The sequence below is a fragment of the Halobacillus sp. ABD4_316 genome (assembly GCF_056161385.1).
This window is the reverse complement of record NZ_JBSWZA010000002.1, coordinates 1035754-1060696: the sequence shown is the minus strand read 5'-3', so window position 1 is coordinate 1060696 and position 24943 is coordinate 1035754. Positions and strand designations below refer to the sequence as shown.

Annotated in this window: 25 protein-coding genes and 3 riboswitches; of the genes, 1 reads left to right on the top strand and 24 read right to left on the bottom strand. The window is 46.4% G+C overall.

Going from position 1 to position 24943, the window contains the following annotated elements:
* Positions 1–142: 142 nt before the first annotated feature.
* The 17 genes from ACXAJH_RS12170 to ACXAJH_RS12090 all read right to left on the bottom strand — a co-directional run bounded on the left by ACXAJH_RS12170 (position 143) and on the right by ACXAJH_RS12090 (position 16505).
* Positions 143–388 (bottom strand): hypothetical protein, encoded by a 246-nt coding sequence (locus ACXAJH_RS12170; protein WP_474969300.1) that lies wholly within the window; start codon positions 386–388, stop codon positions 143–145.
* A gap of 219 nt (positions 389–607) precedes the next feature.
* A complete protein-coding gene (locus tag ACXAJH_RS12165) occupies positions 608–706 on the bottom strand; it encodes a MetS family NSS transporter small subunit (RefSeq protein WP_156896525.1) in 99 nt (32 codons plus the stop codon).
* Between the two features lies 1 nt (position 707).
* Positions 708–2234, bottom strand: a complete 1527-nt coding sequence (locus tag ACXAJH_RS12160) for a sodium-dependent transporter (protein WP_474969301.1) — start codon at positions 2232–2234, stop codon at positions 708–710.
* A 270-nt stretch (positions 2235–2504) separates the two neighbouring features.
* Entirely contained in the window at positions 2505–4055 is a 1551-nt protein-coding gene (locus ACXAJH_RS12155) for a Na+/H+ antiporter NhaC family protein (RefSeq protein WP_474994088.1), read from the bottom strand.
* Between the two features lie 134 nt (positions 4056–4189).
* Positions 4190–4373: riboswitch (Lysine riboswitch) on the bottom strand.
* 54 nt (positions 4374–4427) lie between these two features.
* On the bottom strand, positions 4428–5204 hold the full coding sequence (gene yunB / locus ACXAJH_RS12150; RefSeq protein WP_027956424.1) for a sporulation protein YunB: 777 nt from the start codon (positions 5202–5204) through the stop codon (positions 4428–4430).
* Between the two features lie 162 nt (positions 5205–5366).
* Positions 5367–6752: a bifunctional metallophosphatase/5'-nucleotidase gene (locus ACXAJH_RS12145; protein ID WP_474994086.1), complete on the bottom strand. Its 1386-nt coding sequence runs from the start codon at positions 6750–6752 to the stop codon at positions 5367–5369.
* Between the two features lie 11 nt (positions 6753–6763).
* Complete coding sequence (locus ACXAJH_RS12140) at positions 6764–7576, bottom strand: sulfite exporter TauE/SafE family protein (protein WP_474971100.1); 813 nt, start codon at positions 7574–7576, stop codon at positions 6764–6766.
* A gap of 148 nt (positions 7577–7724) precedes the next feature.
* Complete coding sequence (gene sufB / locus ACXAJH_RS12135; protein ID WP_474969305.1) at positions 7725–9122, bottom strand: Fe-S cluster assembly protein SufB; 1398 nt, start codon at positions 9120–9122, stop codon at positions 7725–7727.
* 33 nt (positions 9123–9155) lie between these two features.
* Complete coding sequence (gene sufU, locus ACXAJH_RS12130) at positions 9156–9599, bottom strand: Fe-S cluster assembly sulfur transfer protein SufU (protein ID WP_206933576.1); 444 nt, start codon at positions 9597–9599, stop codon at positions 9156–9158.
* Positions 9589–10809, bottom strand: a complete 1221-nt coding sequence (locus ACXAJH_RS12125) for a cysteine desulfurase (RefSeq protein WP_474969306.1) — start codon at positions 10807–10809, stop codon at positions 9589–9591. Before ACXAJH_RS12125 ends, sufU begins: the two co-directional genes overlap by 11 nt.
* Entirely contained in the window at positions 10809–12116 is a 1308-nt protein-coding gene (gene sufD / locus ACXAJH_RS12120; protein WP_474969307.1) for a Fe-S cluster assembly protein SufD, read from the bottom strand. Before sufD ends, ACXAJH_RS12125 begins: the two co-directional genes overlap by 1 nt.
* An 18-nt stretch (positions 12117–12134) precedes the next feature.
* Positions 12135–12914 carry a Fe-S cluster assembly ATPase SufC gene (gene sufC / locus ACXAJH_RS12115; RefSeq protein WP_027956417.1) on the bottom strand — a complete coding sequence of 260 codons (780 nt, stop codon included), beginning with the start codon at positions 12912–12914 and terminating at the stop codon, positions 12135–12137.
* A 239-nt stretch (positions 12915–13153) separates the two neighbouring features.
* A complete protein-coding gene (locus ACXAJH_RS12110; RefSeq protein ID WP_474994084.1) occupies positions 13154–13294 on the bottom strand; it encodes a YuzK family famiily protein in 141 nt (46 codons plus the stop codon).
* A 226-nt stretch (positions 13295–13520) separates the two neighbouring features.
* The gene (locus ACXAJH_RS12105; protein WP_474969309.1) at positions 13521–13886 is read right to left on the bottom strand and encodes a carboxymuconolactone decarboxylase family protein; all 366 of its coding nucleotides are present in this window, start codon (positions 13884–13886) and stop codon (positions 13521–13523) included.
* 66 nt (positions 13887–13952) lie between these two features.
* Entirely contained in the window at positions 13953–14795 is an 843-nt protein-coding gene (locus tag ACXAJH_RS12100) for a MetQ/NlpA family ABC transporter substrate-binding protein (RefSeq protein WP_474969310.1), read from the bottom strand.
* 23 nt (positions 14796–14818) lie between these two features.
* Positions 14819–15487, bottom strand: a complete 669-nt coding sequence (locus ACXAJH_RS12095) for a methionine ABC transporter permease (protein WP_160838465.1) — start codon at positions 15485–15487, stop codon at positions 14819–14821.
* Positions 15480–16505 (bottom strand): methionine ABC transporter ATP-binding protein, encoded by a 1026-nt coding sequence (locus tag ACXAJH_RS12090; RefSeq protein WP_474969311.1) that lies wholly within the window; start codon positions 16503–16505, stop codon positions 15480–15482. The genes ACXAJH_RS12095 and ACXAJH_RS12090 overlap by 8 nt, the downstream gene beginning before the upstream one ends.
* A 78-nt stretch (positions 16506–16583) precedes the next feature.
* Positions 16584–16697, bottom strand: a riboswitch (SAM riboswitch).
* A gap of 164 nt (positions 16698–16861) precedes the next feature.
* Positions 16862–16962: riboswitch (SAM riboswitch) on the bottom strand.
* Positions 16963–17060: 98 nt separating this feature from the next.
* Here ACXAJH_RS12090 and ACXAJH_RS12085 point away from each other — a divergent pair.
* Positions 17061–17480, top strand: coding sequence for a TlpA family protein disulfide reductase (locus tag ACXAJH_RS12085; protein WP_474971098.1), 420 nt, complete (start codon positions 17061–17063; stop codon positions 17478–17480).
* A 132-nt stretch (positions 17481–17612) separates the two neighbouring features.
* Here the strand turns inward: ACXAJH_RS12085 and ACXAJH_RS12080 are convergent, their stop codons facing one another.
* The 7 genes from ACXAJH_RS12080 to ACXAJH_RS12050 all read right to left on the bottom strand — a co-directional run bounded on the left by ACXAJH_RS12080 (position 17613) and on the right by ACXAJH_RS12050 (position 24879).
* Positions 17613–17921 (bottom strand): thioredoxin family protein, encoded by a 309-nt coding sequence (locus ACXAJH_RS12080; protein ID WP_474969313.1) that lies wholly within the window; start codon positions 17919–17921, stop codon positions 17613–17615.
* A 9-nt stretch (positions 17922–17930) separates the two neighbouring features.
* The gene (locus tag ACXAJH_RS12075; RefSeq protein WP_027956410.1) at positions 17931–18278 is read right to left on the bottom strand and encodes a toprim domain-containing protein; all 348 of its coding nucleotides are present in this window, start codon (positions 18276–18278) and stop codon (positions 17931–17933) included.
* 128 nt (positions 18279–18406) lie between these two features.
* A complete protein-coding gene (gene gcvH, locus ACXAJH_RS12070) occupies positions 18407–18790 on the bottom strand; it encodes a glycine cleavage system protein GcvH (protein WP_027956409.1) in 384 nt (127 codons plus the stop codon).
* An 84-nt stretch (positions 18791–18874) separates the two neighbouring features.
* Positions 18875–19234 carry an arsenate reductase family protein gene (locus ACXAJH_RS12065; RefSeq protein ID WP_474969314.1) on the bottom strand — a complete coding sequence of 120 codons (360 nt, stop codon included), beginning with the start codon at positions 19232–19234 and terminating at the stop codon, positions 18875–18877.
* Positions 19235–19472: 238 nt separating this feature from the next.
* Entirely contained in the window at positions 19473–21254 is a 1782-nt protein-coding gene (locus ACXAJH_RS12060; RefSeq protein ID WP_474989642.1) for an acyl-CoA dehydrogenase family protein, read from the bottom strand.
* 16 nt (positions 21255–21270) lie between these two features.
* Complete coding sequence (locus ACXAJH_RS12055) at positions 21271–22446, bottom strand: acetyl-CoA C-acetyltransferase (RefSeq protein ID WP_474994082.1); 1176 nt, start codon at positions 22444–22446, stop codon at positions 21271–21273.
* A gap of 30 nt (positions 22447–22476) precedes the next feature.
* Positions 22477–24879 (bottom strand): 3-hydroxyacyl-CoA dehydrogenase/enoyl-CoA hydratase family protein, encoded by a 2403-nt coding sequence (locus ACXAJH_RS12050; protein ID WP_474994080.1) that lies wholly within the window; start codon positions 24877–24879, stop codon positions 22477–22479.
* Between the last annotated feature and the right edge of the window lie 64 nt (positions 24880–24943).

Genomic DNA, 24943 nt, shown 5'->3' with positions numbered 1-24943 from the left:
TTGTGGATGACCATGTTCCGTTTATCGGTGGATGCTTGCCGCGGGCACAGCCTCAGCTAACACCACCGAACACTCCACTTCATCTGATCAAATGATGAGCTGAAAAGAAGAACGTCCTTCATTCAATGGAAGGGCGTTCTTTTCAAATTAAATAAATAACGAGTGCTGCCAAGAAAAACAAACTCAAACCAAGAGAGGCAATAGCATCAATTTTATGGCCTTCACTTTGTCGGAAACTTGCCCTACCCAACGGAATGACAATGAAAAAGGCAAAAAGAATTGGTGGAGATAAAACTATATCAGTGATAAATACTAAAAGTAAATAAATTAAACATAGTGTTGTGAACCCTATATGAATGGGCTTCATTATTCGCTCAATCTTATTCAATATGACCCCCCCTACAAAAGTTATAATCAAATGCGATATTATTTTAAAAGAAAAATCAGAAAAGCGCAAACATTAGTTAATAGGGAGCCAGGCAGCATAACGAAAAAAAACTTGGATACCTTTATCTGCGGAAAGGGAATGATCACACTTCTTGAAAGGGCAAGTGAAACGCTCGATCATGGCACAAACTAAAAGGCGCCGCAGATGCGGCGCCTTTGATTATTTAGCTTTTTTCACAGCGTTCGTAATGCTCGCTGCCAGACCTCCCCAGATGACAACCATTCCGATAACCATGGTAATTACTGCACCTGCTGTCATGTCAGCTTACCTCCTTTTTTTCCTCTTCGAAAGCTTTGGCGTTCCAGCGTTTAAACATCATCAACACTCCGACAATGAGGGCGAACGCTGCCACAAACCAGCCACCGAAAAGAATGAACCCATCTGCGTATCCTTCGTAGTTTCCTGTTTCTGTGTCGAATTCTTTCGCCAGGTTCGTTTTAAACAGGTCGAACATCATATATCCAAGTACGAGTGGTGTAATAAGTCCAAGGGACACTTTCCACCATGTTCCGAGACGGATATCGGATATTTCATTAGCGTGCGACTGAAAATCATTGAGCTTACGAAGGAACCAGGCAATGACTACGACTTCGACAAGCCCGACGAAAGCGACACCAAACTGGTTGATGAAATAGTCAGCAGCATCCAGGAAGAACAATCCGCCCTGCGTAGCAAACAACAGAGAGATAACGGCTGCTGTTCCGCCGCCGAAAGCGACTGCCTTCGTTCTGGAAATTCCAAATTTCTCGCTGATCCCGGCTACGTATGTCTCCGAAATGGAAATCAAGGAAGACAATCCGGCCAGCACGAGTGAAAGGAAGAACAAAAATCCGAACAATCCATTCAATGCTGGAAATTCATTAATGATCTGTGGGAAGACAACAAAGGCAAGTCCCACCCCGCCGCTAACGACTTCGTTTACAGGCACTCCACTCTGGGAAGCCATGAAGCCGAGGGCAGCGAATACTCCGATACCAGCAAGCAGTTCAAAACCTGAATTACTGAAACCGGCAATAAACGCGTTATTTGTAATATCCGATTTTTTCGGAAGGTAACTGGAATAAGTAATCATAATAGCAAAAGCAATAGAAAGACTGAAGAAAATCTGTCCATAGGCGGCGACCCATACCGAACTGTCCATAATCGCTGAGAAATTCGGTTCGAAGAAAGCCTGCAGCCCCTGTGCTGCTCCCGGAAGTGTAAGGGCACGTATAACAATGATCATGAAAAGGACGACAAGTGTAGGAATGAAGATTTTGTTCGCAGTCTCAATTCCTTTTTTAACTCCCTTGAATAGAACTCCAAGTGTAATCGCCCACACAATAAGCAGAGGAATCAGTACACCGGGGACGAGGCTTCCGGTCTCGCCGGGATTCACAGATAACTGAAGGTAGTCACTGAACAAAAAGCCTTCGGTATCATCACCCCATGATAAATTGAACGAAAACACACTGTATGAAATGGCCCAGCCGATAATGACCGCATAATAAGTGGAAATAACAAACGCGACCAGCACACCCCACCAGCCGATCCACTCTGCTTTTCTGCTCATCCGGAAAAAGGACAACGGTGCAGATCCACGGTACTTATGACCGATGGTAAACTCCATGATCAATAGAGGAATACCTGCGGTTAGAAGAGCGAACAAGTAAGGAATAAAAAATGCTCCTCCTCCATTTTCATAAGCAACAGCTGGAAAACGCCAAATGTTCCCCAAACCAATGGCAGAACCTACGGCTGCCAGGATAAATCCGGCACGTGTACCCCATTGTGCGCGATTTTCCATGTGAAAGACCTCCCTGAGAGGAACGGTGATAAATGTCCCTCATTTTTTATTTTTCTGATTATTCTGTTTTAAATTATAACGGCAGCGCATAGGCTTGTCAAAATATTTTTAAAATTTTCAGAAAATACCGGATCAGGAAGTCTTAGGACTTAGGAATGAAATAGACAGAGGCATGCTTTCTCTGCCTTACAGCTTGTAAAGAGATAATAAATAAAGAGGAGGAACTCCTGTTTAACAGAAGTTCCCCCTCTTTTCAACTCATCATTTTTTCTATCTTTTTTCGGGATTCAGTTTGTGAATGACCAGAGCTGTGATGAGAACAATGATAAGGGACAGCAGCAGCGGCACCCAAACCTGTCCTGTAAGGCCCAGCACAACATAACCGACCGAGGCAGCCACAGCTGCAATGATGGCATATGGCAGCTGGGTCAATACGTGATCAATGTGGTTGGCTCCCGCTCCTGTGGACGAAAGGATCGTCGTATCGGAAATCGGTGAACAGTGATCACCGAACACAGAACCAGCGAGAACGGCTGAAAGGGCTGGAAGAAGGAATGCTGGATCGGTGACAGCAGCAATTTCTCCAGCGATCGGAAGCATAATTCCGAAAGTTCCCCAGGACGTTCCTGTAGATAAGGCCATAAAACCGGATAACAGGAAGATGATCAGCGGAAGATAGGCGATGTTCACATCCGCCTGACTGAACTGCTGGGCGAGATATTCCCCTGTCTGCAGGCGGCTGATAATGTCGCCGATCATCCAGGCAGCAATCAGAATGTAGATCGCCGGCAGCATCGCTTTAAACCCTTGTAGAAATACGTGCAGCAAACCGGATTTCGGTGACGGCTGCCCGACATATAAAAGCAGGGCTGTGACTACGGAAATGATCCCTCCGGCAAACAAGGAAATGTTTACGTTTGTGTTAGCAAAGATGGAAAGGATATCCGCGGTTCCTTCTGAACTTTGAATTCCTGTATAAACCATCATTCCTACTGTACCGATGATCAACGTTACAATCGGCCAGATTAAGTGGGAAATCTTCCCGTTGTCATGCTCCTTGAATTCATTGTTCAAGTCGCCGGGCACATCCCCTCTATCCGGGTTGTGAAGCTCGCCTGTATCCTTGGCTCTGTTTTCGTGCTTTTTCATCGGACCAATATCCAGACGCAGATAAATCGTCAAAAATACAAGAAGCAGTGCTGCAAATACATAGAAGTTTGCCGGGATCATAAGAACAAAAGCTTCAAAAGCCTGATAGTTCGAAATCTCATTGGCTGCAAGAATGCTTCCAATCGTTCCGATAATATAAGCTCCCCAGCTGGATATCGGTGATATGACCGTAATCGGCGCTGAAGTGGAGTCTATATAGTAGGCCAGTTTGGCTCTGGATACTTTATAGCGGTCTGTTACAGGACGTGCGACCTGTCCGACTGCAAGAGCATTAAAGTAGTCATCAATAAAAATGATGATACCTAGAATGGACGGAACGAGCTTGGCCCCTTTTCTCGTCCGGATCCTTTCAACAGCCCATTTACCGAAAGCGCGGCTGCCTCCGGAGGCCGTCATAAAGGCTGTGGCGACTCCGAGCAGAAATAAAAAGGACAAGAGATACAGATTCCCTGTGTTTAACGCCCCTTCGCTGACGAAAATACCGGCAAATATAGACCAGATCAAGCCCAGACCTGCTCCAATATCCATTTGTGTGAGCATGAATGCTCCGACGATAATCCCTATCCCAAGGGACAAGATGACGCGCCTTGTGACTAAGACAAGGATAAGCATAAGTATTGCTGGAACTAAAGAAAAGATGGTTCCTTCCATGTGTTTCCCCTCCGTATATCTTGATGTTACGGGAATGGAAGGCTACTGGTGGGTATAAAATGAGGAATAAAATAAAAAAACAATGACAGAAAATAATCCATCACTGTCTGCAGACAACTTGATTATCCTCCATTTCGATCAGTAGCGCCCCATGCACCCAAAAGCATGCATGACAGTGTATGCCTTCTTCAGGTATACACCAGCGTGTCAAAACTTGACGTGTTCAGCCACACTTCGGCAGGCCTTCCCTTTCACTAATGATCCCGGCTTGTCAAACTCCCATCAGCTACTCATGATGCCTGCGCCTCTACCTCACCGATCTGATAAGGTCACGCATATTCAGTTCTTTGGTATTGTATCAGTGACCGGCCATTATTGCAAGGGCTCCATAGGAAGGGAGAACGAAGGGTTCCCGCCGTCACCTCCGGACATGCCTCCGAAATATTCCGGTACTTCCCCGAGAATCGTAGCCTGGTCGATTGGAATATTGTTGGTGACGACCGTCGTTTCTGTGGAAAAAGGGATGACGATTCGAACATTTACCTCAAAGTGGATGGTCAATTCAAACAAGGCGGCATTGATTCCGTATTCCGTCATTTCAATATCTACTTCAGACTGAACATCTCCAATGACACGCAGCTGTACAGGCACCTTGGGTCCAAGGTTGGCAAGCAGACTGTTGTTGGTAGCCATCCCAATCGGAAGTTCAATGAGTGTTGCGGGCTGTTCCCCCTGCTCTTCCGGAGTCCGATCCGGGTCGAGGTCCGGTTCCAGTGTCGTATCTTCCATCGGCAGTTCACCAAGCTCCATCCGCTTCAGGAAATTTTGGACCCTGATGGTTGTATCCCGGAGAGCTCGGTTGACAAGCACAGAGTTCCATCCCATATAAACGACATTTCCCTGATCATCTTTTTCCATCTTAACCAAGTCATTAAATTGCAGGTCTTCTGCAATCTGTTTGCTTACAGCTTCATTAATGGCATCTCTTGCCAGCTGCTGGGCTTTTGTTTCAGCAATCTCGACCAGCGCCGGCGTCACCCCTCTGTTGATATACCAGAGACTCAGCACCGTGAAAAGGGCGAAAAACAACAGGCTGATGACAATCCGCCTGCCTATGGTGGATCGTTTAGTCACTCGGTTTTTAGGCATACAGGCACCCTCCCCCTCTATATATATGAGGAGCGCCCTTTCTCTAATCACCAAAGATAGTCCCTTTCGCAGAAATACAGGATATCTTTATACATCTCATACAGCACAGGGAGACAATAAAATAATCCCCCTGCCGCTTTCTTTCCCGGCAGGGGGATCATTTTATTTTTTCAGTTCTTTTTTCAGTAAATCCCTTAAGAGTTCCGGCATAAAATACTGCTTCGTTTCTGCATAAGCAATTTCCGGGAAGAAACGACCGAACGTAAATGTGTCTGCTGTAGCAAAGCTGTACGTCTGATCGTATTCCACAGGCTTGCCTTTGTACAGCACTTGAACGACACGCTCTTCTCCGTCCTCATCCTGCCGTCGTTCAATATCAACGCCGGCAAAAACCATTCTGCCTATAACTTCTCCTCTGAAACCGAACCCTTTCAGACGGATTTCCGTCAGCTTCTTCGTATGAGCCGCCCGGATGACTTCAAGAAGTTCATCTCCTCTTAACTCCACCCTGCATGGATTCATCGGATGCGGACAGATCCGGTGAACGTCCTCATACGTAATATCCCCGGCCGGCAGATGGTCCAGAAGAACGCCAGCATTCAACATGGCTATATCAGATGAAGTCCATGTGCGGAGCTGCTCCGTAAGTCTGGACATAAGCGGACTGTCCTGGAACCAGGCAATATGCATCGGCTCTTTCAAATAGGCTACAGGGGTTTCCAGACGGCGTACAGCCTCCCCGCGGATCCACCTTAAGTATTCGGTCACCTGATCGTCTTTTCTCATCTGCTCTGTAGGGACCGCATAAGCTTCTTTCCTGGTGATTTCACCGCCCTCGCAATCCCATTCCAACAGCACCTCCCCGAGATGGGTGCCGTGCTTCCCAGCGGCTGTCAACAGCGTACCTTCTACATGCTCGCCGTTTTGAAAAAGGTGATGCGTGTGGCCTCCGATAATGAGATCAATTCCATTGTACCTTCGTGCGATCTCTTCATCTTCATTGATCCCGAGGTGGGATAATAGAACGACGATGTCTGCTTTTTCCTTCACTTCCGGCAGCAGCTTATCCAGCCAGTCATATGGTGAATGGACGTCCCAGCCAAGTTTCTGATAAAAGGCTTGGAAAGGGGCCGTCAAACCAATGACGGCTACCTTCGTGCCTCGGCTGGAGTGGAGGATATGATACGGTTTGAGCCATTCCGGTGCAGGAGATTCCAAACACTCCAGGTTGGCACAGACCACGTGAAAGTCCGCTTCGTCATAGAGTTTATGAAGGTCCTCTTTGGCAAGTGTAATCCCTTCGTTATTTCCAAGGGTCGCTACGGAATAACCAGCCTGATTCAATAGGTCAACGTTTCCCTTGCCCATCAATCCTTCGGTTATAGGATGAAAACGGTCGACGTGATCGCCGTTATCCAACAGCCAGTAGTCTTCCCCTTTTTGATCATGGATTTTTTTCTTCTCTCGAAAATAGCCGACAATCTGGGGCCAATTCTCAAAGTGACTATGAAGATCACTTGTATAGTATACGTGCAGTTTTTCCTTCATCATCAGTCTCCTCACCCTAACCCTTGCCAGATTAAGCGTATCCCTATCATAATCAGCAGAATCCTTAAGAACCATTCCACTGCTTTCCCGTTCAGGTGACGGTTGATTTCAGCTCCAAGCATCCCTCCTGCATAGGCCCCTGGAATAAACCAGAGCGTGACGCCCCAGTCCACATGCCCCATTGCAACGTGGGTGGCTGAACTCGTGATGCTGGCAAAGAAAATCATAAACATCGATGTAGCCGTCGCGATATGCGGGGGAATATTCAACAGCAGAATCATCGCAGGCACCATCAAAGAACCGCCGCCGATGCCGAGCAGACCCGAGAGCATGCCAACAGCAAAAGACAAGGACAGCCCGAGCCATACAGGCATTTGATAAGTGTACGTTTGTCCATTTATTGTTCTCTCTCTTTTAATCCCGCTTGTGAACAACGGTGTGCCCGGTGGTCTCCTCGGAATAAAAAACAAGAGAGAAACGAGTATCATTACAATCCCAAAAAACAAAGAGAACCCGTCTGTTTTAAAAAATTGATTCAGCCAGGAACCGAAGATGCCTCCAGGAATACTTCCATATAAAAAGATAAAGCCGATTTTTTTATCCACCCGGTTATGCCGGATATACGAAATCGTCGACGACATACCGGTGAAAATCATAACGACCAGTGAAACTCCAACGATGGACTGGGGGCTCACCCAGTCAAAGGCTGGAAGATGATCGGCCAAAAAGAGGAGCACAGGCACTAAAATAACACCGCCGCCGAGGCCGGCGATGCTCCCCACTAAAGCCGTCACAACACCAATCAAAAACATTAAAAGAAACATAAGGGACCTTCCTCAACTCATTATAGATAATATTATAGTATCATGTTTTCTATTCATAAAACATCCTGCCCGCTTCTGCTTCTCCATTCTGTGTCTGCCCACAAAAAAAAGCCGCACAGAACGGGATCTGTGCGGCTTCTGTATTCGATTAACCGATGGAACCTTCCATTTCAAATTTGATCAGGCGGTTCATCTCAACGGCATATTCCATTGGAAGTTCTTTCGTGAATGGCTCGATGAAGCCCATCACGATCATTTCTGTTGCTTCCTCTTCAGAAACACCACGGCTCATCAAGTAGAACAGCTGCTCTTCAGAAACTTTGGAAACTTTCGCTTCGTGCTCAAGAGAGATGTTCTCGTTCATGATTTCGTTGTATGGAATCGTATCTGACGTAGATTCGTTATCCATAATGAGCGTATCACACTCAACGTTGGAACGAGCGCCTTCGGCTTTACGGCCGAACTGCACGATTCCGCGGTAGGTTACTTTACCACCATGCTTGGAGATGGATTTGGAAACGATGGTCGATGACGTATTCGGCGCCAGGTGGTGCATTTTCGCACCGGCATCCTGGTGCTGGCCTTTACCAGCAAGAGCGATGGACAACGTCATACCGCGGGCTCCTTCTCCTTTAAGAAGGACAGCTGGATATTTCATCGTCAACTTGGAACCGAGGTTACCGTCGACCCATTCCATCGTTGCATTGGACTCAGCAACCGCACGCTTTGTAACAAGGTTGTAGACGTTGTTGGCCCAGTTCTGGATCGTTGTATAACGGCAGTACGCATTATCCTTAACGAAAATTTCAACGACCGCACTGTGCAGGGAACTGGACGAATACGTTGGAGCTGTACAGCCTTCTACATAGTGGACAGAAGAACCTTCGTCAGCAATGATCAGCGTACGCTCGAACTGTCCCATGTTTTCAGAGTTGATACGGAAATAGGCTTGAAGCGGCGTTTCCACCTTCGTATTTTTCGGAACATAGATGAAGGAACCACCGGACCAGACCGCAGAGTTCAACGCTGAGAATTTGTTGTCGGATGGAGGAATGACTTTACCGAAATATTCTTTGAAAAGGTCCTCGTTTTCTTTAAGAGCTGAATCGGTATCCTTAAAGATTACACCCATATCTTCCAGGTCTTTCTCCATGTTGTGATAAACCACTTCGGATTCATACTGGGCAGATACACCGGCAAGGTATTTCTGCTCCGCTTCCGGAATTCCAAGACGGTCGAACGTATTCTTGATTTCTTCCGGAACTTCATCCCACGAACGCTCGGAACGTTCAGATGGTTTTACGTAATACGTAATATCATCAAAGTTCAGTTCCTGGAGGTCGCCACCCCACTGTGGCATCGGCATTTTATAAAACTGCTCAAGAGACTTCAGGCGGAAATCAAGCATCCACTTCGGCTCTTCTTTATAATTAGAAATTTGTTCAACGACTTCCTTCGTCAAACCTTTCTGTGTACGGAAAATGGATACGTCTTTTTCGTGGAAACCATATTGGTACTCTCCCACTTCTGGCGCTTTTTTGGCCATGGTACATACCTCCTTTTGGTATTGGCAAAAGCTTTAGTCCTGCTTCTCTTCTCCGACACCTTTTTCCATGGCTTTCCATGCCAGTGTCGCACATTTGATGCGCGCCGGGAACTTGGCTACTCCCTGAAGGGCTTCAATGTCGCCAAGGTCAAGGCCGTCTTCATCAATGTCTTTCCCCTGCATAAGGTCGGAAAACAGCTCGGACATTTTTAATGCTTCATCAACGGGTCTGCCTTTAATCGCCTGCGTCATCATGGATGCGGAGGAAAGGCTGATGGAACAGCCTTCTCCGTCAAACTTCGCTTCCTGGACCAATCCGTCCTCCACTTGCAGGTAAACCTGTATCCGGTCCCCGCAGGTCGGATTGTTCATATCTACGACCATTGGATTTCCTTCAATGGAGCCACGATTGCGCGGGTTTTTATAATGATCCATAATGACTTGACGGTAAAGGGTATCTAGGTTATTAAAAGACATCGCCAAAATACTCCTTTGTTGTTTGTAATCCAGCGACAAGTCGGTCTATATCTTCTTCTGTGTTGTAGAGATAAAAACTTGCTCTGGCCGTAGCTGAAACGTTCAGCCAGCGCATCAGCGGCTGGGCACAGTGATGTCCCGCACGTACAGCCACCCCTTCAGCGTCAAGCACGGTTGCGAGATCGTGAGGGTGGACATCGCCGAGATTGAACGTTACAAGACCGGCACGATGTTCAGGACCGAAAATCTTCATATCGTCCATCTTGTTCATTTCCTGAACCGCATAGGCAGCCAGTTTTTCTTCATGCCTGCGAATGTTATCCAGTCCGATGTCTGAAAGGAAGTCGATCGCTGCGCCAAGACCAACAGCGCCTGCAATGATCGGCGTACCCCCTTCAAATTTCCACGGAAGCTCTTTCCACGTGGAATCATACAGGTTAACAAAATCGATCATCTCACCACCGAATTCAACCGGCTCCATATCATTCAACAAGGCTTTCTTACCGTAGAGAACACCAATGCCGGTCGGACCGCACATTTTGTGGCCGCTGAAGGCGTAAAAGTCAGCATCCAGGTCCTGGACGTCGATGCTCATATGAGGGACACTCTGAGCTCCGTCCACGAGCATGACTGCACCTTTACGGTGGGCGATTTCAGCCACTTCCTTCACCGGGTTGATCGTACCAAGTACGTTGGATACATGCATCATTGCTACAATTTTCGTTTTGTCGGTAATCGCTGCTTCTGCATCTTCCAAACGAACGGTTCCATCGGGCTGCATCGGAATATACTTGAGGACAGCGCCTGTTTCTTTGACGACCTGCTGCCACGGGATGATGTTGCTGTGGTGCTCCATCTGAGTAATGACGACTTCGTCACCTTCAGAAAGGTTCGCACGGCCGTAGCTTGATGCTACCGTATTGATCGCTGTCGTTGTACCACGTGTGAAAATGACTTCCTGTGTACTGGAAGCATTTATGAAGCGGCGGACTTTTTCGCGGGCACCTTCATATTCGTCTGTTGCTTTCGTTCCCAGTGTATGAACACCTCTGTGAACGTTGGAATTGTATCCGCGGTAGTATTCATCAAGCTTCTCAATCACCTGAAGGGGTTTTTGGGAAGTCGCGGAGGAATCCAGGTACACGAGCGGATGCCCATTCACTTCCTGTTGAAGGATTGGGAACTGTTCGCGTACAGCTTTTACATCCATTAATAGACTTTCCTTTCAATTACCTGTCTAAGCTGGCGTTTTACCGCCTCTACAGGCAATTGATTTACCACAGGTGCCAGGAATCCGTGAATAATCAAACGCTCCGCTTCAAAGCGAGAGATTCCACGGCTCATTAGATAATAAAGCTGGATTGGATCCACACGGCCGACAGAAGCAGCGTGACCAGCGGTAACGTCATCTTCATCAATAAGAAGGATCGGGTTCGCATCACCACGTGCATCTTTGCTGAGCATCAGTACACGGGACTCCTGCTCGGCATTGGATTTACTGGCGCCGTGTTCGATTTTTCCGATTCCGTTAAAGATTGCAGAGGCTTTGTCCTTCATAACTCCGTGCTGAAGGATATATCCATCCGACCCTTTTCCGAAATGGGTGATATTCGCTGTAAAGTTCTGCTTCTGCGCTCCACGGCCGATGGCTACTGTTTTCGCATTGGAATGGGAGTTGTCACCGATCAAATGCGTGATGTTTTCAGAGACGGTATCTCCTTCATTCATCTGGCCGAGAGCCCATTCGATCACTGCATCACGATAGGCTACACCGCGGCGGTTCGCATAAACTGTCGTTCCGGCTTCGAAGTTATCCACCGCACCGAAGGAAACCTTCGCTCCGTCTTTAGCGATCACTTCTGCCACAATGTTGGAAGAAGTTTTTTCTTCTTTATTGTGGGAAATATAGTTCTCCACATACGTAACAGAACTGTTTTCCTCTGCCACAACAAGAATGTGGTTAACGAGAGAGGCTTTAGGATCCTCCTGCCAGAAAATCGCCTGAATCGGTTCTTCGATCTGAACGTTCTTTGGAACATAAAGGAAAATCCCGCCGTTCACTAGAGCCGCATGCAGCGCAGTCAAACGGTGTTCGTCCACGTGCACCGCATCATTCATGAAATACTTTTCAACGAGATCGCTGTGCTCACGGACAGCTGTCAGCATGTCTGTAAAGATGACACCCTTGTCCTTCAGCTGCTGTTCAATCGCTGCATAGGCAACGGTATGGTTACGCTGAATTACAAGGTTCTGCTGTTCTTTTTCCTGATCTAAAAAGTCCTTGATTTCAACTGGAAGATCGTCAAGATTTTCAATCTTATCACTCGTTACGTGATGATCGAATTCCGTGAAGTTCCATTTGGATATATTGGTTTTATCTGGTTTTGGTAATGGAAGAGATTCTGATTTCTCCAGAGCACTTAGACGAAGGTTCTTCATCCATTCAGGTTCCTGAAGACCCTGGGAAAAGTTTGTAACATACTCTTTGTCGTATGGTAGTGTGACTTCTACTGTCATGGTTACCCTCCTATCTTATTACGCGTTGACCGTTTCGTCTTCGATGCCAAGCTCCTGCTTGATCCAGTCGTATCCTTCTTCTTCAAGGCGCTGGGAAAGCTCCGGACCACCGGACTTCACAATACGACCCTGCATCATCACGTGTACTTTATCAGGAGTGATGTAGTTCAATAGACGCTGGTAGTGAGTGATGATCAGGCAGCCGAAGGAGTCGTTGCGCATTTCGTTGATCCCTTTGGAAACGACTTTAAGAGCATCAATATCCAGGCCGGAATCAATCTCATCCAGGATGGCAATCGCCGGTTGAATCATCATCAGCTGCAGAATTTCGTTACGTTTTTTCTCACCACCGGAGAAACCTTCGTTCAAGTAACGCTGAGCCATGTTCTTATCCATTTCAAGTGTATCCATCGTGTTGTCCATCTCTTTAATGAATTTCATAAGAGAGATTTCATCACCTTCTTCACGGTGAGCGTTAATGGAAGAACGCAGGAAGTCGGAGTTGGTTACACCGCTGATTTCACTCGGGTACTGCATGGCCAGGAACAAGCCGGCTTTCGCACGCTCGTCTACTTCCATCTCCAGTACGTTTTCACCATCAAGGATGATTTCACCTTTGGTTACTTCATACTTCGGATGACCCATGATTGCAGAGGACAACGTGGACTTACCTGTTCCGTTTGGTCCCATAACTGCGTGGAATTCACCGCCGTTGATTGTTAAGTTTACACCTTTAAGGATTTCCTGACCTTCAATCTCTACGTGAAGATCTTTAATTTCTAATGTTGATCCTGCCATAATGTATACCTCCAGTATCTATTATTATCGAATGTCCAGTCAGACTGAAAACAAACATTCATTCTCAATTTATTCTCATTATAATCTTAAATCATTTTTTATTTGTAATCAACTTTTTCCCACTGGTAAAAGGAGAGGGAAACCTGGACATTGATACATGTTCATTCTCACTTTCCTACATTAGTATAACATGAAAAAATCAGGTGACTAAAGCCACCTGATTGATTCGTTCCTAAACATTATCTATGCAATTGACGGTCCACCTGGGCATGCATTTTCTGAGTTTGTTCGAATTCACGCTGACGCTTTTGTTCTACTTCCAGCCGAGTGTCCAGTCTACGGCTGTACTCCGCATAACTCGTATTGTGAGACTGATGCATTGCCTTTTCCATTTCAGCGGTGAAATTCAACTGCAGATGGTCATTAATAACGAATCAACCCTTTCAGATTATTTACACAATTTAGGTTACCACAAACCTTTACCCTGTATAAAATCTTCTGAAACCGCATTTTCATTCATATGCGAACCCGCGGACCGATGTAAGCGTTTAATAATTGCATTTCCATTTAATACATTTGTTTTTCTTTAATTTTCTAATAATTCAATTAGTTAACGTTGTTCGTTAAATCACTGTAGGCGTCCTGGACAAGGGTAACAGCTTGACTGAGAGCTGCTCCGCCTCCAAAAGCTGCGGCGACTCCACAAGCTTCCATGATCTCTCTTTCCGAAGCTCCCTGATCGACACAGCCTTTGGTGTGGTAGATCATACAGTATTCATCCTGGGCCACGATACTGATTCCGAGAGCCATCAGCTGCTTATCTTTTTGTGAAAGCTCTCCGGCTTTAAAACATTCCTGGGAAAATTGACTGAACTGGTGGGCGACTTCAGGCATGTGTTCCGCAAAGACACCCATTCCTTCTTTATAATCATGTAAATATGTCTGCGTCCACGTCATATTCTGATCCTGCATGTTAAAACCTCCCATAAATAATAAGTGACTGCGGTTAGTATCAACCGCAGTCACTTATTTTATCCGTTATTCAGAATCGTCGGAAACAGGGATAACTGCTCCTTCGTATTCCTCTTCAATAAAGGTTTGAATGTCTTCAGAACGAAGGACTTCCACTAGCGTGTTCAGTGCCTCGTTGTCCTCGTCTTTGCTTTGAGCAGCGATGACGTTCACATAAGGGGAGTTTGTCCCTTCAAGGATGATCGCATCATCTTTTGGTACAAGGTCCGCTTCAATCGCGTAGTTCGTGTTAATCGCTACAAGGACTTCTTCCTCTTTGTTGTACACTTCAGGAAGGCCGGCTGCGTCCACGCCGGTATCAAACTGAAGGTTTTTAGGGTTCTCGACAATATCATTGACCGTGGCATCCACTTTTTCTACACTCTCATCCAGTTTGATCAACCCTTCTTTTTCAAGAAGTGTCAATACACGGCCGTGGGTGGATACAGAACGGCTCATGACGAACTCGGTACCTTCTTCTACGTCTTCAAGGTTGTCATACTTTTGGGAGTACACACCGATCGGCTCAATGTGAATCCCGCCGAGATTGGCAAAATCGTAATCATCATTATCCTGCTCTTGAAGTTCCATATAAGGAATCGTCTGGAAATAGTTTGCATCAATACGTCCTTCGGCCAAATCCTGGTTTGGAAGGATGTAATCCTGGTATTCCTCGATATTTAACGTGATCCCTTCTTCTTCAAGAAGCGGCTTTGCTTCTTCAAGAACTTCAGCGTGAGGAACACTTGTTGCTCCTACTGTAATTTCCGTATTTCCTTCACCGCTGGAGGAATCTTCCTCAGAAGAACCGCAGGCGGCAAGAACAAGAACGAATAACAGCGCAACCGCTGTTGTCCAGATTTTTTTCATGAATAATCTCTCCCTTTTGTTTTTTATCTTTTGTCCAATTTACGGGAAGCATAATCACCGATGAATTGGAAAATAAACACAATAATAATGATAAGCACCGTGCAAATGAAGACCACATCAAAATTACTACGCTGGAAACCGTAGAAATAAGCAAAGTCTCCAAGACCACCGGCACCAATCGCACCCGCCACGGCGGTATAACCAATCAGTGCAATGGCGGTCACCGTAATTCCTGAAATAAGGGCAGGCATGGATTCAGGCAGCAGGACTTTGAAGATGATCGTTGATGATTTAGCCCCCATCGCCTTCGCTGCCTCTACGACACCTTTTTCCACTTCCTTCAATGCAATCTCAACAAGTCTCGCGTAAAACGGAGCTCCTCCGATAATTAACGCCGGAAGGGCTGCGTTCGGACCGCGGATCGTTCCAATCAAGAAGTCTGTAAACGGGAACAGAAGCAGGATCAATATAATAAAAGGAATGGCACGGAAAATGTTTACGACAGAAGCTGTCACTGCATTGACCACTTTGTTCTGCCAGAGCCCTCCCGGACCAGATAAATAAAGCAGCAGGCCGAGCAGAATCCCGAGGATAAATGTGCCGGCTACGGAAATCAGAGTCATATACAACGTTTCATTTGTTGCTGTAATCATGTCTTCCATGCGTACGTTTGGCAGTAATCCATTAAGCATCCGGGTTCACCTCCACTTCCACAGAAGTCGAGCGTATATATTCGATTGCCCGGGCTGCTTCCTCATCGTCTCCTTCAAACTGAACAAACATCGTTCCGTAAGCTCCTTTTTGCGTCTGCGTGATCTTCCCGTGAAGAATATTCACATCCAGGACGAACTTCCTGGAGACCTCACTGATCAGCGCTTGGTTGGTACTCTCTCCTACAAAATGCAGCCGGACAATTTTTCCGGACTGGTACTTATCTTTGATCAATTTCAGAGAGTGCTCTTTTTCCTGATCACCCATCACCTGATCGACGAATTTCTTCGTCACTGGCTGATCTGGATGAAGAAATACGTCCAGAACATCTCCCTTTTCAACGATTTTCCCCTGCTCCATGACTGCCACCTGATGACAGATCTTACGAATGACATGCATTTCGTGAGTAATCAAAACTATGGTCAGTCCGAGTTTTTCATTGATGTCTACAAGAAGATCCAATATGGAGTCTGTCGTTTCCGGATCCAGAGCGGATGTCGCTTCATCACAAAGGAGGACTTTCGGGTTGTTGGCCAGCGCCCTGGCAATTCCTACACGCTGTTTCTGTCCACCACTCAACTGGGATGGGTAGGAGTTTCCTCTGCCGGATAAACCGACCAGATCGATCAGTTCGTTCACTCTTTTGCTCCGTTCTTCCTTTGGTACACCGGCAATTTCCAACGGAAAAGCGATGTTATCATAAACCGTTCTGGACCAAAGCAGGTTGAAGTGCTGAAAAATCATTCCGATATCCTGGCGGGCGATACGCAGTTTATTCTTACTGAGGCCCGTTAAATCCTGATCACCGACGTGGATGCTGCCCTCTGTTGGATCCTCCAGTCGGTTCAACAGCCGGATAAAAGTACTTTTACCCGCTCCACTATAACCAATGACACCGTAGATTTCCCCTTTATTTATTGTAAGGCTTAAGCCATCAACAGCTTTCACTTCCCGATCCTTCGTTTGAAAAACTTTAGAAAGATCCTTAATTGTAATCATGATGTGTTCCCTCCCATTCAAAAAACGCCATTCTGTTCGAGAACAGAATGGCGTTTCAATAACAATGTATCTTCTGTTCTCTCATCTGTCAGAGCTGTTATGCTCTGCAGGATTTGGCACCTTGACAGGTCGGTTACACCTGCTGGTTGCCGGGCATCGTAGGGCCAGTCCCTCCGCCACTCTGGATAAGAGATTTTAGCTTATTAAATTATTACTGCTTTAATTCATTTCATAACTACAAAGTGGATTTTAGCACTCTGCCACCAGCGTGTCAACATAAATGAGCCACTTTTCAGAAAAGAAGAACATCTGGATATGCAAAAAAGTCTCTCCTAAAATAGAAGAGACTTTAGTGGATCTCATCTATCAAAGCTTTACGCTCCGCAGGATTTAGCACCGTGCTTTTGCCGGTTGCCGGGTTTCAAAGGGCCAGTCCCTCCACCACTCTGGATAAGTTATGATGTCGCTGTGAAATTATATGTTATGTTAGCATGGAGTCTATACGGACGTCAAAGATAATAATCAGGTATATTTTTACAGTAAGGAGATGAAATCATGAAGGAACGTGCTCCTCAATTTGAGCTTTCTTATATAAATCAGCCCTCCACCTATCGTCTGAGCGACCATTTCGGAAAGGTGATCGTCCTGACTTTCTGGGCATCCTGGTGTCCTGACTGCGGGAGAGACTTACCTAAAAAAGAGCAGCTCTTTGAAACGATGGACAAAGAAAAAGTGGAGCTGGTTACGATTAACGTTCCCGGTCGTGAACGCAGCCCTGATGCCGGAAAGGAATATGCTGAAAAATTTCTTAACCAGCCTACCTTGATTGATGATGGGCGAAGCTTATACGATACGTTCGGCTGCAAGGGCGTCCCTTCCACTATTATCATAGATCAGGAAGGCAGGGTCCACGAATCGTTCGGTGATAAAGCTTCCTTTCTCGATATCGTCCAGTCCCTGGGGGAAATTGTTTAATCATCAAAACAGCGGAAGGCCTCCCACCCGCTTATCACTGGTCATACGGCCGATGAATAAAACCCGCCCTGTTTATGCAGGACGGGTTTTTTACCGTTTTTATCTTGTCATTTCCCGGGGAATAAAGGCGGGTTATAGATAGGGAATGATCTTTTCATACATGTGTGGGACGGATTGAAAAGCATAGACCTTTTCAAGAACTTCTCCTTTATGGGTAATCAAGAGGCATGGAACACTTTCCACTCGATATTGTTCCATCAATGCAGGATGCAGAGAGGCGTTCATTTCCGAGAATAGTGTTTTTTTATACATCTCTTCCAACGTTATCAGCATCTTGCGGGCAAGGTGGCACGTCCCGCAAAAAGGGCTGTGAATAAATGTCATCGTTTTTTCATCCGAGGACAGCACCCAGGCTGCCTCATTTTGTATTAAATTCTGCAAAGCTTCCTCCTAAATTAAATACATCGACTTCACGCTGAAATGACGGCTTAACAGGGCACGGGCGAGTTCCGGCTCGGGAGTAGCCGCCACTTCTCTAAAGGCTTTATCAATATAAATATGCTCTGCGTGCGGAAGTTCCTCTGTCAGCATCTTCCGTAGTTTAAAACCGGAATCATCTTCATCCACAAGGATATAGACCGATCGTTCATCCAGGTTATGTTCAAAGATCATTTCTTCCATTCGCTCAATACCGAGCGTCCCATGGGTACAGATGATTTCGATTTTCTCATCCAGTACTTTGTTCAATTTCTTCTTATCTGTAATCCCTTCAACAATCAAAATCCGTTCTCCATCCATCTTCATCACCTACTATATAGAAACAGACCATGCCATATGGCATGGTCTGAACATGATTAAGATCAAGCACGATCATGTCAGACAAGGAATCATCAGTCCTGCCTGTACAACGGGCTTACTTGTTTTGATTAATCTTCATCAATCATCGCTTCATATTCTTCAGAAGACATCAGCTGCTCAACTTCTGAAGAATCGCTTGGTTCAACAACAACCATCCAGGCTTTATCATAAGGAGACTCATTCACAAACTCAGGGCTGTCTTCCAAATCTTCATTCACTTCTACAACTTTACCGCTGATCGGTGCATATAATTCGGAAACGGTTTTTACAGATTCCACACTTCCGAAAGGCTCGTCTGTTTTTAGTTCTTCTCCCACTTCAGGAAGCTCAACAAAAACGATGTCGCCAAGTTCAGATTGAGCAAAATCCGTGATTCCGACTCTGACTTTTTCTCCTTCTTCTTTCACCCATTCGTGTTCCTGAGAATAACGTAGATCTTTTGGTAAGCTCATATTCGATTACCTCCACAGTTCTTGTTTTTGTTTAATGACAGTTATAAACATAAAAGCCTTCTGCTTTTATTTCCAATGTTCTGCTCATCGGCCCCAGACGTTTTCAAATTCATCGGCTTTGAAACCAACAGTGACATTTGTTCCATCAGTGACGATGGGCCGTTTGATGAGCATCCCGTCTGAAGCGAGCAGGCGCAGCATTTCTTCTTCATCTGCATCTTTCAGCTTTTCCTTCAGGTTTAACTCCCGATACTTCTTCCCACTGGTGTTGAAAAATTTCTTAACCGGTCGTTCACTCCTGGCCGTGAGGTCCTTCAACTCTTCCTGTGAAGGGGGATGTTCAACAATATGTACAGATTCGTAAGGAACCCCTTCATCATCCAGCCATTTTTTCGCTTTTTTACAAGTACCGCAGTTTGGGTACCAGTAGAAGGTAACAGGCATATGCTCCTCCTCCTTCCAACTTGTTACGTCTTATTTTATCACAATGGAGACAATCTTTTCATTGAAAATTACTTTTCCCTCCAATTCCTTTTTCATTCTTTTACATCCTTCCTTCTCTTTATTCAAATGCCTCCAAAAACACTTTTTCCCGGGAAAATTGAATGTCCCTGTGAGGAGAGGATCCCTTCCTCTCTACATGCCAAAAGCCCGCACTTTCAAGTGCGGGCTGGTCACTGATTTATACGTAATATCTTTCGGACTCAATTAATCCCTGGGCAATTTCCCGCTTCTTCGGAATGACGTTCGTCGGTGTATGACGTGTCAGTTTACGAAGAGCACCAAGCATCATACGCAGGGAGTCGCCGGTTTCAGACGCAATCAACGTTTCTTTCGCATGGGCCTCGATTCTGTTAAAGGCTTCCTGTACATACACCTGCGTGTAGAGGAGCTTCTGCTTATTCTTTTCTTCACCAGAACGATGGATGGCTTTCTCCGTACGAAGCAGGGCTGATTCCATGTTATAGATTTCACCGACCATATCAGCGATATTGACGAGCACTTCCTGTTCTTTATCGAGCTTTTCTCCGTACTTCTGAGCGGCAAGGCCGGCGGCAAGAAGTCCGATTTTCTTGGCATTTTTAACTAAATACTTCTCCTGCTCCAATGGCTCCAAACCAGGTTCTTCCGGCATCATCATCATGATTTCCTCCTGGAGTGTCTGAGCTTTTTGGAGGAGAGGAAGTTCCCCTTTCATCGCTTTCTTAAGCAGTGTACCCGGGACGATCATCCGGTTGATTTCATTCGTTCCTTCAAAAATACGGTTGATCCGGGAATCGCGGTACATCCTTTCAACTTCGTACTCCGCCATGAAACCATAACCCCCGTGGATTTGTACGGCTTCATCGGAAGCAAAGTCGAGCAGTTCGGTACCGAACACTTTATTCAAGGAGCATTCAATCGCATATTCAGCAATAACCTTCGCAACAGCTGCCCCGTCTTTCAGCTCTTCATCAGTAAGTTTGCCCATGCTCTGTTCAAACAGCCCGACGGTCCGGTAAACGGAACTTTCATTGGCATACGTGTTTGCGGCAACCGAACCAATTTTCTCCTGGATCAATGGGAACTGTGCAATCGGAGTTTTAAACTGTTTTCTTTCTTTGGCGTATTTCACAGACAGTTCAATCGCCCGTTTCGCTCCGCCAACACCACCGATGGCCAGCTTGTAGCGACCAACATTCAGTATGTTAAAGGCAATAACATGGCCTTTTCCGATGTCCCCAAGGACGTTTTCCACCGGAACTTCTGCATCTTCAAGAATCAATGTACGGGTGGAAGAACTCTTAATTCCCATTTTCTTCTCTTCCGGACCGGTAGATACACCTGGATACTCTCTCTCTACAATAAATGCTGTGAATTTGTCTCCATCAATCTTGGCATACACAACAAATACATCAGCAAAGGCGGAGTTGGTAATCCACTGTTTTTCCCCGTTCAAAATGTAGTGGGTGCCAGCTTCATTAAGCTTCGCTGTCGTTTTAGCTCCAAGTGCATCAGACCCTGATCCCGGCTCTGTCAGGGCATAAGCGGCAATCTTTTCACCTGTAGCGAGTACAGGGAGGTATTTATTTTTCTGATCATGATTCCCGAAGAACACAATAGGAAGAGACCCGATCCCCACGTGCGCACCATGAGTGACGGAAAACCCGCCGGCACGGGAGAACTTCTCCGTAATTAAGGATGAACTGATTTTATCCAGCTGGAGACCGCCATATTCTTCAGGTACATCGGCACCGAGCAGTCCAAGATCGCCCGCTTTCTTCAAAAGAGCGACAGAATGTTCAAACTCATGGTTTTCCAGATTCTCAATCTTTGGAACAACTTCACCAAGAACAAAGTCTTCAGCCGTCTTGGCAATCATCAAATGTTCATCTGTAAAGTCCTCCGGGGTAATGACCTGATCGGCCGTTACATCCTCGACAATAAATCCGCCACCTTTAATCATCTCTTTTAATTCACTCATTGGTTGAGCCTCCCCATTAGATTAATTCAAATACCCCGGCAGCACCCATACCGCCGCCGATACACATCGTTACGACACCAAATTGCTCGTTTCTTCTCTTCATTTCATGGATAAGACTCAGCGTCAATTTCGTCCCTGTACAGCCCAGCGGATGGCCAAGGGCAATCGCTCCTCCATTGACATTGACTTTCTCAGGATCAAGACCCAGCTCACGTATGACGCGCAGCGACTGAGAAGCAAACGCTTCATTCAGTTCAAATAGACCAATATCCTGAATGGACAACCCTGCCATTTTCAATGCTTTAGGCACCGCTTCAATGGGGCCGACCCCCATAATTTCTGGTTCTACACCTGCGACAGCAAAAGATCGGAATTTCACGAGTGGCTCGAGCCCCTCTGACTTCGCTTTCTCATGATCCATCACCAGAACGGATGCAGCGCCGTCGCTCATCTGTGAAGAGTTTCCTGCTGTCACGGAACCTCTGGTAGAAAATGCCGGCTTCAGCTTTGCGAGTATTTCCTGTCTTGTGCCGGGACGGACTCCTTCATCGACTGTAAACATCGTTTTCGTTTCCCTCACTTTGTGATCAGCACCAAGTTCTCGGTTTGTCACTTCCACCGGTACGATTTCGTCCTCGAATTTCCCTTCCTGAATCGCACGTGCCGCACGTTCATGACTCTGAACAGCAAAAGCATCCTGGTCTTCTCGCGAGATCCCGAAGCGCCCGGCAACCTCTTCAGCTGTATGACCCATGGACATGTAATACTCAGGGGCCTGCTCCACCAATTCAATATTCGGCTTGATCACGTGTCCACCCATAGGGATCAGGCTCATCGATTCGGCTCCTCCCGCAAGTGCGGTGTCACTGTGTCCAAGCATGATTTTTTCAGCGGCGTAGGCGATACTCTGAAGACCTGAAGAACAGTATCGGTTTATCGTAATCGCAGGAACTTTATGATGCAGCCCTGCCAGCCCGGAAATATTGCGGGCCATGTTCATTCCCTGCTCAGCTTCAGGCATGGCGCATCCGATAATGACATCATCAATATTCCCTTCATAACCTCCGGCTCTTTTTAAAGTTTCTTTTATCGTTAAAGCGGCCAGATCATCCGGTCTTGTATGAGCGAGTGCGCCTTTTTTAGCGCGTCCCACCGGTGTTCTTGCTCCCGCTACAATAACTGCTTCTTTCAATGTATGTCCCCTCCTCTATGTCCTCTCCTTTTAGTTACGGAGCGGCTTTCCTTTCATAAGCATGTGCTGCATACGAGCCTGCGATTTCGGCTCACCAATCAGGCTGAGGAATGCCTCTCTCTCCAAGTCCAGCAAATACTGCTCATCGACGAGTGTCCCTTGTTTCAGTCGTCCGCCAGCCAGTACAAAGGCCAGCTTTTCAGCAATTTTCATGTCATGCTCACTTGCGTATCCGCTTAAAACGAGAGACTTCGCTCCAAGAATCATTGTAGCCAGCCCTTGTTCTCCTGTGACGGGGACCTTCGTCCGCTTTGGTGCTTTGTATCCGGAACCGGCCAGACCAAGAACCTTCTGCTTGGCATCATGCAGCAGATGATCTCCGTTTGTACTTACTGCATCTCTTTGATCCAAAAATCCGTTTTCAAGAGCTTCTTCTCCAGAAGTAGATACTTTCGCCATCGCAATCTTTTCAAAGACACTGACGGCCGCCTTTTGAAGGTCAACCTCCACACCCTCAGGGATATTCCGCAGGTGTTTGATATACAGCTCCTTGTTTCCACCACCGCCGGGGATCAGCCCGACTCCTGTTTCGACAAGACCCATGTACGTCTCTGGAGAAGCTTGAATCGCAGCAGACGGAAGGCAGACCTCCGCTCCTCCGCCAAGCGTCATTCCGAATGGTGCTGCAACAACCGGCTTATCGGAATACTTCAATTTCATCATGCTGTCCTGGAAGTTCTTTACGACCATTTCAATTTCAAAGAAGTTGTAATCCTGAGCTTCCATCAGCATCATGCCGAGGTTGGCACCCACACAGAAGTTCTTGGCCTGATTGCCGACGACGAGACCGTGCCAGTCATTCTCATCTACATAATCCACAGCGAAGTTCATCATCTGTACAATATCCAGCCCTATCGCATTACTTCGGGAATGAAATTCGAGAGCAGCCACTCCATCACCTAAGTCAATGAGGCTCGCACCTGCATTTTTCTTAATCACATCTCTTTTCTCTTTCAGACGCTTCAGATTGATTTGTTTTTTATTAAAGACCTTCTCTTTGTACTCCCCATTGTGGTAGTAGTAAACGTTTCCATTTTCGTGTTTATAAAAGGATGGATTCTTATGATCGACCAGCTGCTCCACCCATGAAGGAACCGTTTCCCCTTCGGCCTTCATCCGTTCAACGGAAGATTCAACACCAACAGCGTCCCATATCTCGAATGGACCTGCTTCCCAGCCGAACCCCCACTTCATGGCATCGTCAATAGCAGAAATATCATCAGCGATTTCTCCTGCCAATTCTCCTGAATACAGCAGAACCGGTTTGATGATGGACCAGATCAAGTCACCGGCACGATCTCCTTCTGCCTGAACGAGGGTTTTGAGCTTGCGGTGCAGCCCTTTCTCTTGTTTGGCCGCCTCTGTTGCTTTTGTTTTTAATTTTCCACGCGGCTCATAATCAAGCGTTTCAGGATTCAACTGAAGAATCTCACTGCCTTCTGCTGTTTTATTTTTCAGGAAGAACCCTTGACCGCTTTTCGATCCGAGCCATCCTTTTTCAAGCATCGCCGTCATAAAACCTGGAACTTCAAAAGCTTTCTTCTCGTCTCCTTCCACCTGTTCATAGACATTGTTGGCGACATGGATAAAGGTATCCAGGCCTACAACATCAAGCGTACGGAAGGTTGCGCTTTTCGGACGGCCGATCAACGGGCCGGTTACAGAATCCACCTCACCGACGGAGTATCCTTTTTCAAGCATCTTCTGCACGGTGATGAGGAGGCCGTACGTACCGATACGGTTGGCAATAAAGTTCGGTGTATCCTTGGCTTCCACCACACCTTTACCAAGCACATCCTCTCCAAATGTTTTCATAAACGAGAGGACTTCCGGATCTGTCGCAGCCGTCGGAATCACTTCCAGAAGCTTCAAGTATCGCGGCGGGTTGAAGAAATGCGTTCCGAGAAAATGCTTCTTAAAATCATCGCTGCAGTCGGCGGACATGGCCTCAATGGAGATGCCGGATGTATTGGAGCTAACGATCGAACCGGGCTTACGGTATTGATCCACCTGGGCAAGTACTTTCTTTTTGATATCCAGGTTTTCGACGACGACTTCTATAATCCAGTCGACCTCGCCCAGACGGCTCATATCGTCGGTAAAGTTGCCCGTTTCAATCAAATCAAGATTTTTTTTACTTGTCAGTGGAGACGGCTTCTGCTTTAGGAGAGCTTTCTTATTCTCAACGGCTATACGATTCCGCACCGCTGGGTGTTCAACCGTCAACCCTTTACTCTTTTCCTGCTCGGATAATTCCCGGGGTGCAATGTCCATCATCAGCACAGGGATTCCTGTGTTGGCCAGGTGGGCAGCAATGCCGGCCCCCATCACCCCTGAGCCTAAAACTGCAGCCCGTTTAATTTTTTGTTTCATCATTTCTCCCCCTATCTCTTTGAATGAATACTCATTCATTTTACGGTCAAAAAAATATAGTGCT

Excerpts from the sequence above, each read along its gene's own strand:
- ACXAJH_RS12165 (WP_156896525.1), bottom strand. The coding sequence starts at position 706 with ATGACAGCAGGTGCAGTAATTACCATGGTTATCGGAATGGTTGTCATC.
- ACXAJH_RS12160 (WP_474969301.1), bottom strand. The coding sequence starts at position 2,234 with ATGGAAAATCGCGCACAATGGGGTACACGTGCCGGATTTATCCTGGCA.
- ACXAJH_RS12155 (WP_474994088.1), bottom strand. The coding sequence starts at position 4,055 with ATGGAAGGAACCATCTTTTCTTTAGTTCCAGCAATACTTATGCTTATC.
- yunB (WP_027956424.1), bottom strand. The coding sequence starts at position 5,204 with ATGCCTAAAAACCGAGTGACTAAACGATCCACCATAGGCAGGCGGATT.
- ACXAJH_RS12145 (WP_474994086.1), bottom strand. The coding sequence starts at position 6,752 with ATGAAGGAAAAACTGCACGTATACTATACAAGTGATCTTCATAGTCAC.
- ACXAJH_RS12140 (WP_474971100.1), bottom strand. The coding sequence starts at position 7,576 with ATGTTTCTTTTAATGTTTTTGATTGGTGTTGTGACGGCTTTAGTGGGG.
- sufB (WP_474969305.1), bottom strand. The coding sequence starts at position 9,122 with ATGGCCAAAAAAGCGCCAGAAGTGGGAGAGTACCAATATGGTTTCCAC.
- sufU (WP_206933576.1), bottom strand. The coding sequence starts at position 9,599 with ATGTCTTTTAATAACCTAGATACCCTTTACCGTCAAGTCATTATGGAT.
- ACXAJH_RS12125 (WP_474969306.1), bottom strand. The coding sequence starts at position 10,809 with ATGGATGTAAAAGCTGTACGCGAACAGTTCCCAATCCTTCAACAGGAA.
- sufD (WP_474969307.1), bottom strand. The coding sequence starts at position 12,116 with ATGACAGTAGAAGTCACACTACCATACGACAAAGAGTATGTTACAAAC.
- sufC (WP_027956417.1), bottom strand. The coding sequence starts at position 12,914 with ATGGCAGGATCAACATTAGAAATTAAAGATCTTCACGTAGAGATTGAA.
- ACXAJH_RS12110 (WP_474994084.1), bottom strand. The coding sequence starts at position 13,294 with ATGCATCAGTCTCACAATACGAGTTATGCGGAGTACAGCCGTAGACTG.
- ACXAJH_RS12105 (WP_474969309.1), bottom strand. The coding sequence starts at position 13,886 with ATGCAGGATCAGAATATGACGTGGACGCAGACATATTTACATGATTAT.
- ACXAJH_RS12100 (WP_474969310.1), bottom strand. The coding sequence starts at position 14,795 with ATGAAAAAAATCTGGACAACAGCGGTTGCGCTGTTATTCGTTCTTGTT.
- ACXAJH_RS12095 (WP_160838465.1), bottom strand. The coding sequence starts at position 15,487 with ATGCTTAATGGATTACTGCCAAACGTACGCATGGAAGACATGATTACA.
- ACXAJH_RS12090 (WP_474969311.1), bottom strand. The coding sequence starts at position 16,505 with ATGATTACAATTAAGGATCTTTCTAAAGTTTTTCAAACGAAGGATCGG.
- ACXAJH_RS12085 (WP_474971098.1), top strand. The coding sequence starts at position 17,061 with ATGAAGGAACGTGCTCCTCAATTTGAGCTTTCTTATATAAATCAGCCC.
- ACXAJH_RS12075 (WP_027956410.1), bottom strand. The coding sequence starts at position 18,278 with ATGGATGGAGAACGGATTTTGATTGTTGAAGGGATTACAGATAAGAAG.
- gcvH (WP_027956409.1), bottom strand. The coding sequence starts at position 18,790 with ATGAGCTTACCAAAAGATCTACGTTATTCTCAGGAACACGAATGGGTG.
- ACXAJH_RS12065 (WP_474969314.1), bottom strand. The coding sequence starts at position 19,234 with ATGCCTGTTACCTTCTACTGGTACCCAAACTGCGGTACTTGTAAAAAA.
- ACXAJH_RS12060 (WP_474989642.1), bottom strand. The coding sequence starts at position 21,254 with ATGAGTGAATTAAAAGAGATGATTAAAGGTGGCGGATTTATTGTCGAG.
- ACXAJH_RS12050 (WP_474994080.1), bottom strand. The coding sequence starts at position 24,879 with ATGAAACAAAAAATTAAACGGGCTGCAGTTTTAGGCTCAGGGGTGATG.